This window comes from Roseibium algae (assembly GCF_037783265.1).
Lineage (GTDB): Bacteria > Pseudomonadota > Alphaproteobacteria > Rhizobiales > Stappiaceae > Roseibium > Roseibium algae.
The window spans coordinates 1-15,696 of record NZ_JBAKIA010000027.1; the positions used below are offsets into that span (position 1 = coordinate 1).

General features: G+C 54.3%; 13 protein-coding genes. 12 read left to right on the plus strand and 1 reads right to left on the minus strand.

The annotated features are described in order from the left end of the window. Positions 1-152 precede the first annotated feature (152 nt). The gene (gene recG / locus V6575_RS22060; protein ID WP_340277544.1) at positions 153-2,255 is read right to left on the minus strand and encodes an ATP-dependent DNA helicase RecG; all 2,103 of its coding nucleotides are present in this window, start codon (positions 2,253-2,255) and stop codon (positions 153-155) included. A gap of 191 nt (positions 2,256-2,446) precedes the next feature. Between recG and V6575_RS22065 the strand changes: the two genes are divergently transcribed. From V6575_RS22065 to lipA, 12 genes are all read left to right on the plus strand, one after another. Then, a complete protein-coding gene (locus V6575_RS22065) occupies positions 2,447-2,785 on the plus strand; it encodes an FAD assembly factor SdhE (RefSeq protein WP_340277546.1) in 339 nt (112 codons plus the stop codon). Positions 2,786-2,865: 80 nt separating this feature from the next. Then, complete coding sequence (gene mfd, locus V6575_RS22070; RefSeq protein ID WP_340277548.1) at positions 2,866-6,354, plus strand: transcription-repair coupling factor; 3,489 nt, start codon at positions 2,866-2,868, stop codon at positions 6,352-6,354. Positions 6,355-6,628: 274 nt separating this feature from the next. Further along, positions 6,629-7,498: a LysR family transcriptional regulator gene (locus V6575_RS22075; RefSeq protein ID WP_340277551.1), complete on the plus strand. Its 870-nt coding sequence runs from the start codon at positions 6,629-6,631 to the stop codon at positions 7,496-7,498. 212 nt (positions 7,499-7,710) lie between these two features. After that, positions 7,711-8,052: an FtsB family cell division protein gene (locus tag V6575_RS22080; RefSeq protein ID WP_340277552.1), complete on the plus strand. Its 342-nt coding sequence runs from the start codon at positions 7,711-7,713 to the stop codon at positions 8,050-8,052. A gap of 173 nt (positions 8,053-8,225) precedes the next feature. Continuing rightward, complete coding sequence (gene pdhA / locus V6575_RS22085) at positions 8,226-9,278, plus strand: pyruvate dehydrogenase (acetyl-transferring) E1 component subunit alpha (RefSeq protein WP_340277553.1); 1,053 nt, start codon at positions 8,226-8,228, stop codon at positions 9,276-9,278. 15 nt (positions 9,279-9,293) lie between these two features. Further along, positions 9,294-10,676, plus strand: a complete 1,383-nt coding sequence (locus V6575_RS22090; protein ID WP_340277554.1) for a pyruvate dehydrogenase complex E1 component subunit beta — start codon at positions 9,294-9,296, stop codon at positions 10,674-10,676. Positions 10,677-10,691: 15 nt separating this feature from the next. After that, positions 10,692-12,002 (plus strand): pyruvate dehydrogenase complex dihydrolipoamide acetyltransferase, encoded by a 1,311-nt coding sequence (locus V6575_RS22095; RefSeq protein WP_340277555.1) that lies wholly within the window; start codon positions 10,692-10,694, stop codon positions 12,000-12,002. Positions 12,003-12,071: 69 nt separating this feature from the next. Next, the gene (gene lpdA, locus V6575_RS22100; RefSeq protein WP_340277557.1) at positions 12,072-13,520 is read left to right on the plus strand and encodes a dihydrolipoyl dehydrogenase; all 1,449 of its coding nucleotides are present in this window, start codon (positions 12,072-12,074) and stop codon (positions 13,518-13,520) included. Between the two features lie 124 nt (positions 13,521-13,644). Continuing rightward, positions 13,645-13,893 (plus strand): GlsB/YeaQ/YmgE family stress response membrane protein, encoded by a 249-nt coding sequence (locus V6575_RS22105; RefSeq protein WP_340277559.1) that lies wholly within the window; start codon positions 13,645-13,647, stop codon positions 13,891-13,893. Positions 13,894-13,957: 64 nt separating this feature from the next. Then, entirely contained in the window at positions 13,958-14,197 is a 240-nt protein-coding gene (locus V6575_RS22110; protein ID WP_340277560.1) for a GlsB/YeaQ/YmgE family stress response membrane protein, read from the plus strand. 29 nt (positions 14,198-14,226) lie between these two features. Further along, positions 14,227-14,649 carry an acyl-CoA thioesterase gene (locus tag V6575_RS22115; protein ID WP_340277562.1) on the plus strand — a complete coding sequence of 141 codons (423 nt, stop codon included), beginning with the start codon at positions 14,227-14,229 and terminating at the stop codon, positions 14,647-14,649. A 70-nt stretch (positions 14,650-14,719) separates the two neighbouring features. Then, a complete protein-coding gene (lipA, locus tag V6575_RS22120; RefSeq protein ID WP_340277565.1) occupies positions 14,720-15,694 on the plus strand; it encodes a lipoyl synthase in 975 nt (324 codons plus the stop codon). Positions 15,695-15,696 lie beyond the last annotated feature (2 nt).

Below are 15,696 nucleotides of genomic sequence, written 5' to 3' on the forward strand. Positions count from 1 at the left end.
GGCTGCAACTTCGAGAACTGCTCATCGCTGAGCCAGAAACATCCATCTGACATCGCAAAACTCCTGTTCAGGAGCTTGAATCAGACTTCAAGTGATTTGCATAGCCATTTTATGGGTCTGAAGCCTAAGGCACCTAAGCGCAAGAACGCTCTTTATCCCGCGCGTAAAAACCGAATGGCTTCATCGCGCGCGAACAAATACAGCAGGCACCTAAGGGCTGAGCCGCGTTCTGAAGTCAGATCCGGATCAGTTTCGAGAATCAACCGTGCATCGTCTCGGGCGACTTCCATAAGATCAGCATGATCCTCTGGTCTGGCAATGCGGAAGCCTGGTGTTCCGGACTGACGTGTTCCAAGAATTTCACCGCCACCTCGAAGCTTCAAATCTTCCTCTGCAATCAGAAATCCGTCATTGGTCCGGCGCATGATATTGAGCCGTGCGCCTGATGTCTCTCCAAGAGGCCCCTTGTAAAGCAACACGCAAGAGGAGGCTTTGTCCCCACGTCCAACCCGGCCACGCAACTGGTGCAGCTGAGCCAGACCAAAACGTTCTGCATGTTCAATGACAATGATGGTCGCATCGGGCACATCAACGCCGACTTCAATCACCGTTGTTGCGACAAGCACCCGGGTCTGGCCGGATTTGAAGGACTGCATGGCGGCGTCCTTCTCATCTGCAGACATTCGGCCATGGATCAGCGCGACGGGCTGTCGCAACTCTTGCTCGAGCACCCTTCGTCGGTCTTCTGCTGCGGCCAGATCGATCTTCTCGGATTCTTCTACCAGAGGACAAACCCAATAGGCCTTCTGGCCGTTGCCAATGGCACTGCTGATCCGGCCGATAATCTCTTCCAACCGGTCGAGGGATACGGAGACTGTGGTGATTGGCTTGCGGCCTGCCGGTTTTTCCGTCAGCTGCGAGACATCCATGTCGCCAAAGCAGGTCAGAACCAGTGTGCGTGGGATCGGTGTCGCCGTCATAACCAACACATCTACGCCCTTGCCTTTAGCTGATAGTGCGAGGCGTTGATGAACGCCAAAACGATGCTGTTCATCGACGACGACAAGCGCCAAATCCTTGAATGTCACCTTGCCTTGGAAGAGCGCATGGGTGCCGACCACCAGATCAATTTCACCGGAATCCAGCTTTTCCTGAGTAATACGGCGTTCTTTCACCGTGTCCTTGCCGGTCATGAGAGCCAGCCGGATACCGGCTTTCTCGCAGATCGGGGACATGGAGGCAAAATGCTGGCGGGCTAGAATTTCGGTCGGTGCCATGAGGCCACCCTGCGATCCGGTTTCAATTACCTGTGCCAGGGCTGCAAGAGCAACGACTGTTTTTCCGGACCCAACGTCGCCTTGAAGAAGACGGAGCATTCTGGTCGGCTCAGCCAGGTCAACGTTGATGTCCTTGATGGCGTTTGCCTGGCCCTTGGTGAGAGAGAACGGCAGGGCTTTTATCACTTGCTCCTGAAGCTTGCCCAATGGATTTCGGCTGATCCCGCCCAGTTGGCGCATGTTCTTGCGGACCAGGGCTAGGGCAAGCTGGCTCGCTAGCAATTCGTCATATGCAAGCCTTTGCAAGAAGAGTGAGTCCGGTGAAATATCCTTTTGGTCCTCAGGATGATGCAGAGCCTTGATCGCGTCGCCGAATTCCGGCCAGAGGTTCTGGGTTTGATGGGCTGCGTTCAACCATTCCGGCATATGCGGCACACGCTTGAGCGCTGCATTCATCGCCTTCTGCAGTGTTTTTGGCGAGAGACCAGCCGTCATTGGATAGATCGGTTCAATGGGTGGCATGTCATCGGCTTCATCCGGTGCCATCACATAATCCGGATGCACCATTTGAGGCTGCTCGTTGAACCATTCGACTTTGCCTGAGATGATCCGCCTTTCGCCAACCGGGAACATTTTCTCCAGCCAGTCATGCCGGGGGTGAAAGAACACGAATGTGATTGATCCGGTGTCATCAAAGGCGGAAATCCGATAAGGAGCCCTGCTGCCGCGTGAATTGGGCATGTGCCGATCTATCGTGACATCCAGCGTTACCACATCACCATTTTCTGAATAGGCGATGCCAGGGCGATGGCGTCTATCAATCACGCTGTGGGGAATATGAAACAACAGATCGGCAACGCTTGCCTCCCTGTCGGGTTGGCTCGATAGGAATGTCGTCAGCAGCTTTGCGATTTTAGGTCCGATTCCCGGCAGGGTCGATACGGATGAAAACAACGGATCGAGAACCATAGGGCGCATGGAAAACAGATTGGCTTTCGGTCAGGGCGCAGAGGCCATGTAAACTGGGCAAAGACGGACTTTCTTTGTGCCATAAATCCTGCGATGTACGCAATATGTTCTCATCACTCACCAACAGACGCTGACAGATGCGAAGCAGGGCGCTATACAGCGTCATTAATTTGGCATCAAACAGGCATCGGACCTTTTAAATGAGCGGCACCTCATCTGACACGCCCACCGAGAAAGCTTTGGCTCCGGAAGTACGCGACAATCGACGCAAGCGGATCGTCTTTCGGTGCGCGCACCGGGGCATGAAGGAAATGGACCTGCTGCTCGGCGGTTTCGTTGATGCCACGATCGACAGCCTGAATGAAGCGGAGCTGGAGGAGCTGGAGCATTTGCTGACAGCTCATGATCAGGATCTTTACTCTTGGATGACAGGGCGCAAGCCTTTGCCTGCTGAATGGGATGGCCCCTTATATCGCCGTGTCATTGACTATCACGAAGAGGCCATCGCAAAAGCGCGTACGATCAAAGACGCAGACTAGACAACATGTCTGGTCATGCCCCAGATGCCCCGAATTTTGCACCTAATTTTACCCTGAGTTTGCCGACAAGGAAGTTGCCCGTGTTCAAAAGCCTGCTGAAAGAACGGGCCAATCTGACTCTTGCCAGTGTACCCGATGGCGCAGAGGCCTATGCGCTTGCGCAGATCCTCGCGGAAAGCGACACAAAGGGACTTGCGCTGGTTTTCGTTGCCCGTGATGCAACGCGCATGCAGATGATCACAGAGGCCTTGCCGTTCTTCGATCCGACGATTGATGTGTTGCAGATGCCTGCCTGGGATTGCCTTCCCTATGACCGGGTTTCGCCCAACCCGGGTATCAGTGCACGGCGGCTCCTCGCTCTGGGAGCCTTGGCCCACGGTCTGCCCGAAACAAGAAAAACAATCCTGCTAACCACGGCCAATGCTGCCGTTCAGCGGGTCCCGAACAAAAGCTGGATGCAGAAGCAGGCTCTGTCCATGAAACCGGGTAACCGGATGGACATGAGCAATATTGCGTCCTGGTTGGAAATGAACGGATTCTCGCGCACTCCGACGGTTCGTGAAACGGGCGAATTTGCGGTGCGCGGTGGCATTATAGATCTGTTCACGCCAGGATCTGAGGAACCAGTGCGTCTGGATTTCTTCGGCGACACGCTGGAATCCATCCGCTCATTCGAGCCTGAAAGCCAGCGCACTTCCAAGCAGCTCAAGCGGCTTGATCTGGTGCCCATGAGCGAAGTTGTCCTGTCAGAAGAGGCGATTTCCCGCTTCCGCCGAAATTACATATCCAACTTCGGCGCGGCCAGTCGCGACGATGTTCTGTATCAGTCGATCAGCGACGGGCGACGCTATGCGGGTATGGAACATTGGTTGCCGATGTTCCATGATACGCTGGACACAATATTTGATTATATCGAGGGCGTTCCTATTGCGCTCGATTCAAAAACCAGTGATGTTGTGCACGAGCGTCTGGAGCAGGTTCAGGAGCATTTTTCCGCTCGTGAAGAAGCGCGCGAGTCTGGCAAGTCTGCAGGTACTGTTCCCTATATGCCGGTTGAACCGTCCTTGTTGTATGTCACGGAAAGCGAATGGACTGCGTGTCAGTCTGACGCTGCGAGTGCGACGCTGGATCCGTTCACGCCGCCGCCAGGAACTGGTAAGCAAGTTGTTGATCTGGCTGGACGACAGGGGCGGACCTTCGCAGCAGAGCGTGCTGCTGGGGATATTAATATCTTCGACGCGCTGACCAATCATGTCAAAGCCCTGCAAAAAGATGGCAAGCGCACTGTCATTGCCTGCTGGTCGGAAGGGTCTCGCGATCGGCTCGGCCAGATCCTAAAGGATCATGGCCTGGGTGCGACCACTGATGTCGATACACTTGGCACCGCCAAAGGTCTTGGCAAAGCCACCACGGCGCTGTGTGTTCTGGGCATCGAGCACGGTTTTGAATTGGCCGATATCGCCTTCATTGGTGAGCAGGATATTCTCGGCGACCGGTTGGTGCGCAAGAGCCGCAAACGTGCCAAGGGCGCCAATGTCATCACCGAAGCGAATGGCCTGTCTGAAGGTGATCTGGTCGTTCACGTCGATCATGGCATTGGGCGGTTCATCGGGTTGAAGACCATTACGGCCGTCGGCGCGCCACATGATTGCCTTGAGTTACAATATGCTGGCGGAGACAGGCTTTATCTGCCGGTTGAAAACATCGAACTGCTGTCGCGCTATGGTTCCGAGGACATGGAAGCTCAGCTTGACAAACTGGGCGGCGGGGCATGGCAAGCACGTAAGGCCAAGCTGAAAAAGCAGATCCTGGAAATTGCCGATGGCTTGATAAAGACGGCTGCTGCCAGAGCTTTGAAAACGGCGCCCGTGGTGGAAACGCCGGACGGGGTTTACGACGAGTTCGCTACACGGTTCCCCTATGAGGAAACAGAGGATCAGCTCAGCGCCATTGACTCTGTGTTTGAGGACCTGTCCTCCGGTCGTCCTATGGATCGCCTGATTTGCGGCGATGTCGGGTTCGGCAAAACGGAAGTGGCTTTGCGCGCGGCCTTCATTGCGGCCATGTCCGGCCGTCAGGTGGCCGTGGTTGTGCCGACAACCCTGCTGTCCCGTCAGCATTTCCGCACGTTTGCAGAGCGTTTTCACGGGTTGCCGATTAATGTAGCTCATGCTTCCCGGCTGGTGCCGACCAAGCAGCTGACACAGACCAAAAAGGGCCTTTCCGACGGCTCAATCGATATTGTCATCGGAACCCATGCCTTGCTCGGCAAGAGCGTCGATTTTCGCGATCTTGGCTTGCTGATCATTGATGAAGAACAGCATTTCGGCGTCAAGCACAAGGAGCGGCTGAAAGAGTTAAAGTCTGATGTTCACGTGCTGACTCTCTCCGCAACGCCAATCCCGCGGACGCTGCAATTGGCTCTGACTGGTGTGCGCGAACTGTCACTGATCGCTACGCCGCCTGTGGACCGTCTCGCGGTGCGGACCTTCGTCTCACCGTTTGATCCGCTAGTGGTTCGTGAAGCGCTGCTGCGCGAGCATTATCGAGGTGGCCAGAGCTTCTACGTCTGTCCTCGTCTGGCCGACATCGCTGACATGCGCGCCTTCCTGGAAGACAGCGTACCGGAGCTGAAGGTGGCCGTCGCCCATGGTCAGATGCCCCCTGGCGAACTTGAAGACGTCATGAATGCCTTCTATGAGGGCAAGTACAACGTGCTGCTTTCGACCACCATTGTGGAATCTGGCCTTGATATCCCGACTGCAAACACTCTGATTGTCCACCGTGCGGATATGTTTGGCCTGGCTCAGTTGTATCAGCTGCGTGGCCGTGTGGGGCGTTCAAAAACCCGCGCCTATGCGCTGTTTACAGTGCCAGCCAACAAGCCGCTGACGAGCACTGCAGAACGACGCCTGAAGGTATTGCAGTCACTTGAGAGCCTTGGCGCGGGCTTCCAGCTTGCCAGCCATGACCTGGACATTCGCGGTGCGGGCAACCTGCTGGGCGAAGAGCAGTCCGGTCATGTAAAGGAAGTCGGTTTCGAGCTTTATCAGCAAATGCTGGAAGAGGCTGTTGCCCAGCTCAAGGACGGCGGTGTTGAGGGCGAAGAACAGTGGTCGCCGCAAATCAACATCGGGACGCCGGTCCTCATTCCGGAAACCTATGTTCCCGATCTCCAGCTGCGCCTGACGTTGTATCGTCGCTTGGGTGATCTGGCTGAGGCCGAGGAAATTGATGCATTCGGTGCGGAGTTGATCGACAGGTTCGGCCCGCTGCCGGAAGAAGTGCAGCATCTCTTGAAGATTGTTTTCATCAAGGGTCTGTGCCGCAAGGCGAATATCGAGAAGGTCGATGCTGGACCCAAGGGCATCGTCATTGCATTCCGCAACAGCGAGTTTGCCAATCCTGGGGCGCTGGTAGCCTATATCGCTGAGCAGGGCGTTTTGGCTAAGATCCGTCCTGATCAGAAGATCGTTCTGACCCGCAACTGGGAAAAGACCGATGATCGTCTGAAAGGCGCTGCGACCGTGCTGACCAAGCTTGCCAAACTAGCTGCCGCTGCTGCATAGAACGCGAGCTCAACTTTTGGGAGAGTACGTTCGTTAGCGTGCTCTCCACCAACTCAGAAGTCGCGTCCAGAAGGGCTGCGAGTAGGAATTATAAAACCGATCTTCTTCTGCAGCCTGTTTTCGCCTCGATATGTCTTCTCGTTTCTGACCAGTGTTGTGAACGTGGACTGAGAAATAAGGGATCATGATGGTGCCTTTCCGGTAAATCCATCACATCATTTAGTCTTCAAAATTGAAGTGACATATCGCAAATATTGGGGCATGTATTTCAATTATGAAAAGCATGCCTTGGGATCTTTATCAGCATTTTCTTGTCGTGGCGCGAAACGGCGGCTTGAGTGCCGCCGCCATATTGACCGGTGTCAGCGCTGCTACACTTGGTAGGCGAATGCTCGAATTGGAGCGAGGGCTGGGGCGAGATTTATTCCGGCGCAGTCAGACAGGCTACGAGCTGACAGCGGACGGCGACGACCTTCTGGAGCACCTGAAAGACCTCGAACTGGCGGCGTGCAAGGTCGATGCCTGGCAAGGTGCCTCAAAGGGCGATGACGTTGTGCGCATTGCGGTTGGCACCTGGATTGGTCAGCTGATCTCCAAAAACGTTCAAGCTATCCGTACCCCTCAGGATAATTTTTGCATTGACCTGACCATCGGCGAACAACGCGCCAATCTGGCGTTTCGCGAGAATGATATCGGTATCAGGTCTTTCGCGCCAGAAGAGCCGAATCTTGCCACTCGGGCGTTGGGGAATGTTGCCTATGCAGCTTACAAAGCGCGCAATAGCCCGCAGACACCGCAAGATGTCTGGATCGGCATTCATCCAGAACAGGCCATCTCGGCTTATCTGCGTTGGCCTCATGAACATCACGGCGAAAAGATACAAGTTACGGTCAATCGACCGAGCGCATTGCTGGACCTGGCCTTGGCGGGTGCTGGTGTTGCAGTTATTCCCTGTTTCGTTGGCGATCTTGAACCGGGACTGGAGCGGGTTGTCGCAGATATCCCGGAATTACGACATCAACAGTGGATCGTGATGAATAATGATGATCGGCACCTCCCCAAAATACGCACCGTCGTTGGCCGCTTGACGCGTCTTCTTCAAAGCCATTCGAACGTTGTAGCAGGTCACAAACCAAGATCCTGACCTCTCAGGTTCGGAATGAGGGGAGGTGCTATATCAGCTTCTTGTGTCTGTTACACGGTCTTGTGTCCCTGCATGAGTGACTGTCTCGGTTTGTCGTTATGCACATTTCCTCACAACCTATTTGAAACCAGTTGGTGCACCTCAACTCTCTTTTAACCAAGGAGCTGCATGATCCAGGAAAGGTCCACCCTGTATCTCGTTAAGGTCCTCACGTGTCAGCCACAACTCGTCAACGAAAACAATCGGTTCTTCGACGCCTGATCATTCCTGTTGCTGCCCTTTCTGCGCTGGCCTATTTTGGTTTCCACGCATTGAATGGTGAGCTGGGTCTTGTCGGCCGTGCGCGAATAGAACATCAGGTTCGCGACCTGCAGTCCAAGCTGGACAAGCTGGTTGCCGAGCGTGAGCATTTGACTGCGAGGGTCAGTCTGCTACGACCGGAGAGTCTTGATCCGGACATGGTTGACGAGCGTGCTAGGCTCAATTTGAATTTGGTTCACAAAAATGATCTAACGATCATGCGGCCTTCACTTGCCCACGCGTCGATTAACTAGATTTTGGTTCAAAAGTCATATTGAACTTGAATCCTGTTAATTGTTATTTTCAATTTAAAATCAACAAGATAAATCGATTGTTGCTCCAATGCATCCGCCCTTGGATTGACAATTGGTGCAGGTTAACCTCCGCTTGATTTCTCAAGGGGAAACGTCAGTCTGAGATGAGGGACATGGCCGCAGCGAAAAAAACAACTTCCGGAGCAGGTGTTAAAGCCTCAAGCCGGTCACGCGGAGCCGCCCAAACGGCCGCTCCTGCGATCATTGAGTTCGATAAGGATCAGGAGCTACATTCCTACCGCGAGATGCTCGCGATCCGGCGCTTTGAAGAGAAGGCCGGGCAGCTATACGGCATGGGTCTCATCGGTGGTTTCTGTCACCTTTATATCGGTCAGGAAGCCGTTGTGATTGGCCTTCAGATGGCCAAGATTGACGGCGATCAGATGATCACAGCCTATCGTGATCACGGACATATGCTTGCAATGGGGCTCGACCCCAAGGGCGTGATGGCCGAGTTGACCGGTCGTCGGGGCGGATTGTCCAAGGGCAAGGGCGGCTCAATGCATATGTTCTCCAAGGAACAGCATTTTTACGGCGGTCATGGCATCGTCGGGGCGCAGGTTTCCTTGGGAACAGGTCTTGGTTTTGCGAATAAATATCGCGAAAACGGCAATGTTGCGATGGCGTTCTTCGGTGATGGCGCTTCCAATCAGGGCCAGGTTTACGAGAGCTTCAATATGGCTGAGCTGTGGAAGCTGCCGGTCATTTATGTAATCGAAAACAATAAATACGGCATGGGCACCAGCGTTGAGCGTTCGTCGGCAACGACAGACCTCTCTCAACGCGGGGCATCATTTGGTATTCCGGGACAGCAAGTTGATGGGATGGATGTTCGCGCCGTAATGGCAGCCGCAGAGAAAGCCCTCGAATATTGCCGAACTGGCAAAGGCCCTTACATCCTGGAGATGGTGACCTATCGCTACCGTGGTCATTCCATGTCCGATCCGGCGAAATACCGGTCTAAGGATGAAGTCCAGAAAATGCGGACGGAACATGATCCGATCGAGCAGGTTCGCAAGCGTCTTATTGCCGCTGGCTGGGCCACCGAGGATGATCTGAAGTCTATCGACAAGGATATCCGGGCAACGGTCGCGGAAGCTGCCGAATTCGCCCAAAGCGATCCTGAGCCGGATGCTTCCGAGCTCTACACCGACATTTTGCTATAAGGCCGGGGGGAAACCATGCCAATTGATATCCTTATGCCGGCTTTGTCGCCGACTATGGAAGAAGGTAAGCTCGCCAAATGGCTTAAGGCCGAAGGTGATACCGTCTCCGCAGGCGATGTGATCGCCGAAATTGAAACCGACAAGGCGACCATGGAAGTGGAAGCTGTTGACGAAGGCACCATCGGGAAAATCCTGGTGGCCGAAGGCACTGATGCCGTCAAAGTCAACGAGAAGATTGCCATTCTTCTGGCTGAAGGCGAAGACGCCAGCGCTCTGGATGCAGCTTCTGCACCTGCCGCGGCACCAGCCCCAGCCGTTGCTGCCGAAGCTCCAGCGGCCGCTGCTGCCCCTGTGCCCGCCGCTCCGGTCGTCAGTACGCCTGCTGAAGATCCTGAGATTCCAGCTGGTACGCCTATGAAGTCGTCTACGGTCCGTGAGGCCCTGCGCGATGCCATGGCTGAAGAAATGCGCCGCGACGAAGATGTCTTCGTCATGGGCGAGGAAGTGGCTGAATATCAGGGTGCCTACAAGATCACCCAAGGGTTGCTGGCTGAATTCAGTGCCAAGCGCGTCATCGATACACCGATCACCGAGCATGGTTTTGCCGGTCTGGGTGTCGGTGCTGCGATGGCCGGCCTGAAGCCAATCGTCGAGTTCATGACCTTCAACTTTGCCATGCAGGCGATTGATCAGATCATCAACTCTGCTGCCAAGACGCTTTACATGTCCGGCGGCCAGATGGGCGCGCCGATCGTGTTCCGTGGTCCAAATGGTGCAGCATCCCGCGTTGGGGCTCAGCATTCACAGGATTACGCTGCCTGGTATGCGCATGTTCCGGGCCTCAAGGTCGTGCAGCCTTATTCGGCAGCCGATGCCAAGGGTCTTCTGAAGGCCGCTATTCGGGATCCAAACCCGATTGTTTTCCTTGAAAACGAAATGCTCTACGGTCATGCCTTCGATATCCCTGATGTGGATGATTTTGTTCTGCCAATCGGCAAGGCCAAGATCGAACGCGCTGGAACGGATGTGACCATCGTGTCCTGGAGCATCGGCATGACTTATGCGCTCAAGGCCGCTGATGAATTGGCAGCCATGGGCATTTCAGCCGAAGTGATCAACCTGCGGACTATCCGTCCGTTGGACATTGACACAGTGCTTGCCTCGGTTCGCAAGACCGGTCGTCTGGTCACCGTTGAAGAAGCCTACCCGATGTGTTCGGTGTCTTCGGAAATCGCTTATCAGGTGCAGGAAAAGGCTTTCGATTATCTCGATGCGCCGGTTCTTCGTGTTACTGGCAAGGACGTTCCGATGCCCTACGCGGCAAACCTGGAAAAGCTGGCCTTGCCAAACGTTGGTGAAGTCATCGATGCGGTTAAGGCCGTCACCTACACGGCGTAAGGCGAGGGAACGGATATGCCTATCAACATAACGATGCCGGCACTTTCCCCGACCATGGAAGAGGGCAACCTCGCAAAGTGGCTGGTGAAAGAAGGCGATACGGTTTCTGCTGGTGATGTCATCGCGGAAATTGAAACTGACAAGGCGACCATGGAAGTGGAAGCTGTTGATGAGGGAACGGTCGGCAAGATTGTCATTCCGGAAGGAACTTCTGGCGTCAAGGTCAATGAGTTGATTGCTGTTTTGCTGGAAGACGGCGAAGACGCGGGCTCTATCTCAGCTGAACCTACAGCTGCTGCAGCACCGGTAAGTGCTCCGGAAACGGCTGCCCCTGTGGCAAGTACGCCAGCAACAGTTCCTGCAGGACCGGTCCCAATGGCCGCTGATGGCGGACGGATCTTCTCATCTCCCCTTGCTCGTCGGATGGCGCAGCAAGGCGGTCTGGACCTGAAGGCGATTTCTGGCACAGGTCCACGTGGACGGATTGTGAAGAAAGACGTCGAGGCTGCTCTTCTTTCTGGTGCTGGCAAGGTTGCAGCTCCAGTTGCTCAGGCTCCGAAGGCCGCTGCAGCTCTTGCCTCCGGTCCATCCAGCGAACAGGTTCTGAAGCTGTTCGAGGATGGGTCCTATGATCTTGTGCCTCACGACGGGATGCGCAAGACCATCGCCAAACGCCTGACCGAATCCAAACAGACCATTCCACATTTCTATGTCTCAGTGGATTGCGAACTGGATGCGATGCTGGCGCTTCGGGCTCAGCTCAATGCAGCTGCTCCCAAGGACAAGGACGGCAAGCCTGCCTACAAACTGTCGGTCAATGACATGACCATAAAGGCACTTGCTTTGGCGCTCCGGGATGTTCCGGATGCAAATGTTTCCTGGACCGATGACAATATGGTCAAGCACAAGCACGCTGATGTCGGCGTTGCCGTGTCTATTCCAGGTGGCCTGATTACGCCGATTATCCGCAGCGCGGAAATGAAGCCGCTGTCCGTCATCTCCAATGAGATGAAGGACATGGGGGCACGCGCGAAAGCCAAGAAGCTGAAGCCGGAAGAGTATCAGGGTGGCACCACTGCCGTGTCCAATATGGGCATGATGGGCGTCAAGGATTTCTCCGCTGTCGTCAATCCACCCCATGCGACGATCCTGGCTGTTGGGGCAGGCGACAAACGTCCTGTTGTAAAGGATGACGCACTGGCTATTGCAACCGTGATGACCGTAACCTTGTCGACTGACCATCGCGCGGTGGACGGAGCTCTAGGTGCCGAACTTTTGGCTGCCTTCAAGGGCTACATCCAGAACCCTATGAGCATGCTCGTCTAAGATCCGAACGAGCCGGCGCGGACCCCATTGGTCTGCGCTGTATTTCACTTGAACATCAAGGGACTTACGATGGCTGACACCAATTACGACGTCATCATCATCGGCTCCGGGCCGGGCGGTTATGTGACTGCGATCCGTGCTGCACAGCTGGGCCTAAAGACTGCAATCGTCGAGCGCGAGCATTTGGGCGGCATTTGTCTGAACTGGGGCTGTATTCCGACCAAGGCTCTTCTGCGATCTGCCGAGATTCTCGATCACGCCAATCATGCCAAGAGCTATGGCTTGACGCTGGAAGGCAAGATGACTGCTAATGTCAAGGATGTCGTTGCGCGCTCACGGGGTGTTTCTGCACGCCTGAATGGCGGCATTGGCTATCTGATGAAGAAGAACAAGATTGATGTGATCTGGGGCGAAGCCAAGCTGACCAAGCCGGGCGAAGTCGTTGTTGGCAAAACCTCAAAACCTGCTGTTCAACCGCAAAACCCAGTTCCCAAGGGCGTCAAGGGTGAGGGTGCTTACACAGCCAAGCACATCATCGTTGCAACAGGCGCCCGGCCGCGTGCGCTACCCGGCATCGAGCCGGACGGCAAGCTGATCTGGACTTATTTCGAGGCCATGAAACCGGATGTGATGCCGAAATCCCTTGTGGTGATGGGCTCTGGTGCCATTGGCATCGAATTCGCTTCATTCTATCGCTCCATGGGCGTGGATGTGACGGTCGTTGAAGTCATGTCTCAGGTCATGCCGGTGGAAGACGCAGAGATCTCTGCCATTGCTCGTAAGACACTTGAAAAGCGGGGCCTGAAGATCCTGACCGAAGCCAAAGTGGTCAAGGTCGACAAGTCGTCCAACTCCATTACGGCACATGTGGAAACGAAGGACGGCAAGGTTCAGCAAATCACGGCTGATGGTCTGATTTCAGCGGTGGGTGTTGTCGGCAACATTGAGAACCTCGGCCTTGAAACGCTCGGGGTTAAAACCGACCGCGGCTGCATCGTCATTGATGGATATGGTAAGACGAATGTTCCCGGTCTCTATGCAATCGGTGATGTCGCTGGCCCACCGATGTTGGCGCATAAAGCCGAACATGAAGGCGTTGTCTGCATCGAAAAGATCGCAGGTCTTCCCAATGTTCACGCTATGGACAAAAGCAAGATCCCGGGCTGCACCTATTGCAATCCGCAGGTCGCGTCCGTTGGTTTGACCGAAGCCAAAGCGAAAGAGCAGGGGCGTGAGATCCGTGTCGGTCGCTATTCGTTCAATGCCAATGGAAAGGCCATCGCGCTTGGTGAAGACAACGGCATGATCAAGACGATCTTCGACAAGAAAACTGGTGAATTGATTGGTGCTCACATGGTCGGCGCGGAAGTCACCGAGCTGATCCAGGGCTTTGTTGTCGCGATGAACCTTGAGACGACAGAAGAAGACCTGATGCACACGATCTTCCCACATCCGACTTTGTCGGAAATGATGAAAGAGAGCGTTCTGGATGCCTATGGCAAAGTCCTAAATGCCTGAATGAGCAGATCAGGGGCGCGATAATTAAAACCCGTCCCCTGGTCTGGTGAGTTTTTCTGATCGCGAATCTCCATTTCCTAACGTAAGTTCCCTATGTTGGAAGTACTCAGGTTGGAGATTTTAAATGGACGTAAAAAATATTCTTGTCTGGTGCGTGATTGGTTTGGCAGCTGGTTTCCTAGCCAGTATTTTCGTTGGTGGCGGCGGGCTTGTTCGTTATCTGATTACGGGTTTGATCGGTGCTTTCGTTGGCGGTTTTCTGGTCAGCGCGACCGGGATCAACATCGATCTCGGCAATCAATGGGTAAATCAGATCGTCATCGCAGCCATTGGGGCAATCGTGGTCGTGGTGATTGCACGCATTCTGGCGTAATTTGAACGGCGCTTGAATTGAAACAACGCCCATCGGGCCAACAGAAATACAGGAGTTGGGCCCGATGGGCTTCATTTTATGGATTGTTATTGGCCTCATTGCCGGTGCGGTCGCTCATCGTATCTTGAACAGCCGCGGCGGTTTCTTCGGCAGTCTCGTGGTAGGCTTGCTGGGCGCACTTGTTGGCGGCGAGCTAGCTCATATATTGCGCCTGAATATCTCCGGCGGAATTCTGGACCAGCTTGTGGTCTCTACTCTTGGAGCGGTTTTATTTCTGTTCCTCTGGAAAAAAGTTTTCAGCTAACGGCACATGATGCGCGACCGGAGGTTTTTTTGCCAGTTGATCCATGCGGGATAGAAGGCTTCCCCATTCAAAGCACAGATAAGCTGCGCTACTGCGATTGTGACCCACAAGGCCATATCAATAACTCCGTCTTTTCAACGTTTCTGGAAACTGGCCGAACAGAGTTTTTGTACACCGGCTCACATCCGTTCGTGGATAAGGGGTGCGGTTTGGTGATTGCGCGTCTGGAGATGGATTTCATCGCAGAACTGCATTGGCCCGGCAGTGTTGTAATCGGTAGTCGTGTCTTGAAAGTTGGCAACAGCTCGATCACGCTTGATCAGGCTGTCTTTCAAGATGATGTGTTGGCTGCGCGGGCCAAAACAGTCCTGGTACAGATGGATCAGGCAATCAGAAAACCTCGCCCCTTGTCCGAACAGGCAAGAGAGCGGCTAACGGCTTCTAAAGGATAGTCCGTTTATGCATGGCGGACATGCGAAACAAGTCTTGACCTTTTTGAACAAGAGCGACACTTAAGGCCTCATGGTTACGATCGTAGATACGCTGTCGAAAAGCGCAGACACCCGCGAAGCACGCCCACGCCATCCGGAAAAGGCTCACAAGCCTGATAACCCGGTACTGCGTAAGCCTAAGTGGATTCGCGTCAAGGCACCCACATCTCCAATTTATCGTGAGACGCAGGATCTGGTTCGCAAGAACGGTCTGGTTACGGTCTGCGAAGAGGCTGGCTGCCCTAATATTGGTGAATGCTGGTCTAAAAAACATGCCAGTTTCATGATCCTTGGCGATACCTGTACCAGAGCTTGTGCCTTCTGCAATGTGCGCACCGGTATGCCTGGGGCCGTAGACATGAAAGAGCCTGCCTCCATTGGCGACGCTGTGGCCAAGATGGGCCTTGAGCATGTCGTTATCACATCGGTAGATCGTGATGATCTGGATGATGGCGGCGCGACGCATTTCGCGAATGTTATTCAGGCAATCCGGGACCAGTCACCGACGACCACCGTCGAAGTTCTGACGCCTGATTTTCTTCGTAAAGACGGCGCTATCGAAATCGTCGTTGAAGCCCGTCCAGACGTGTTCAATCATAATATGGAAACCGTGCCCTCGAAATACCTCAAGGTACGTCCTGGAGCCCGCTATTTCCATTCTATCCGGCTTCTTCAGAAGGTGAAGGAACTGGATCCTTCCATGTTCACCAAATCCGGCATTATGGTGGGGCTTGGTGAAGAGCGGAACGAAGTCCTGCAGTTGATGGATGATCTGCGCGTAGCAGATGTGGATTTCCTAACGGTCGGCCAGTATCTTCAGCCTTCGAAAAAGCATCATCCTGTGATGTCTTTCGTGACGCCTGACGAGTTCAAGGGCTATGAGCGGATTGCTTATGCAAAAGGCTTCTTGAAAGTCTCAGCCAGCCCGTTGACGCGGTCCTCACATCACGCAGGCGAAGATTTTTCCGATCTAAAAGCGGCGCGTGTCGCCAAACTTGGCCACTGAAG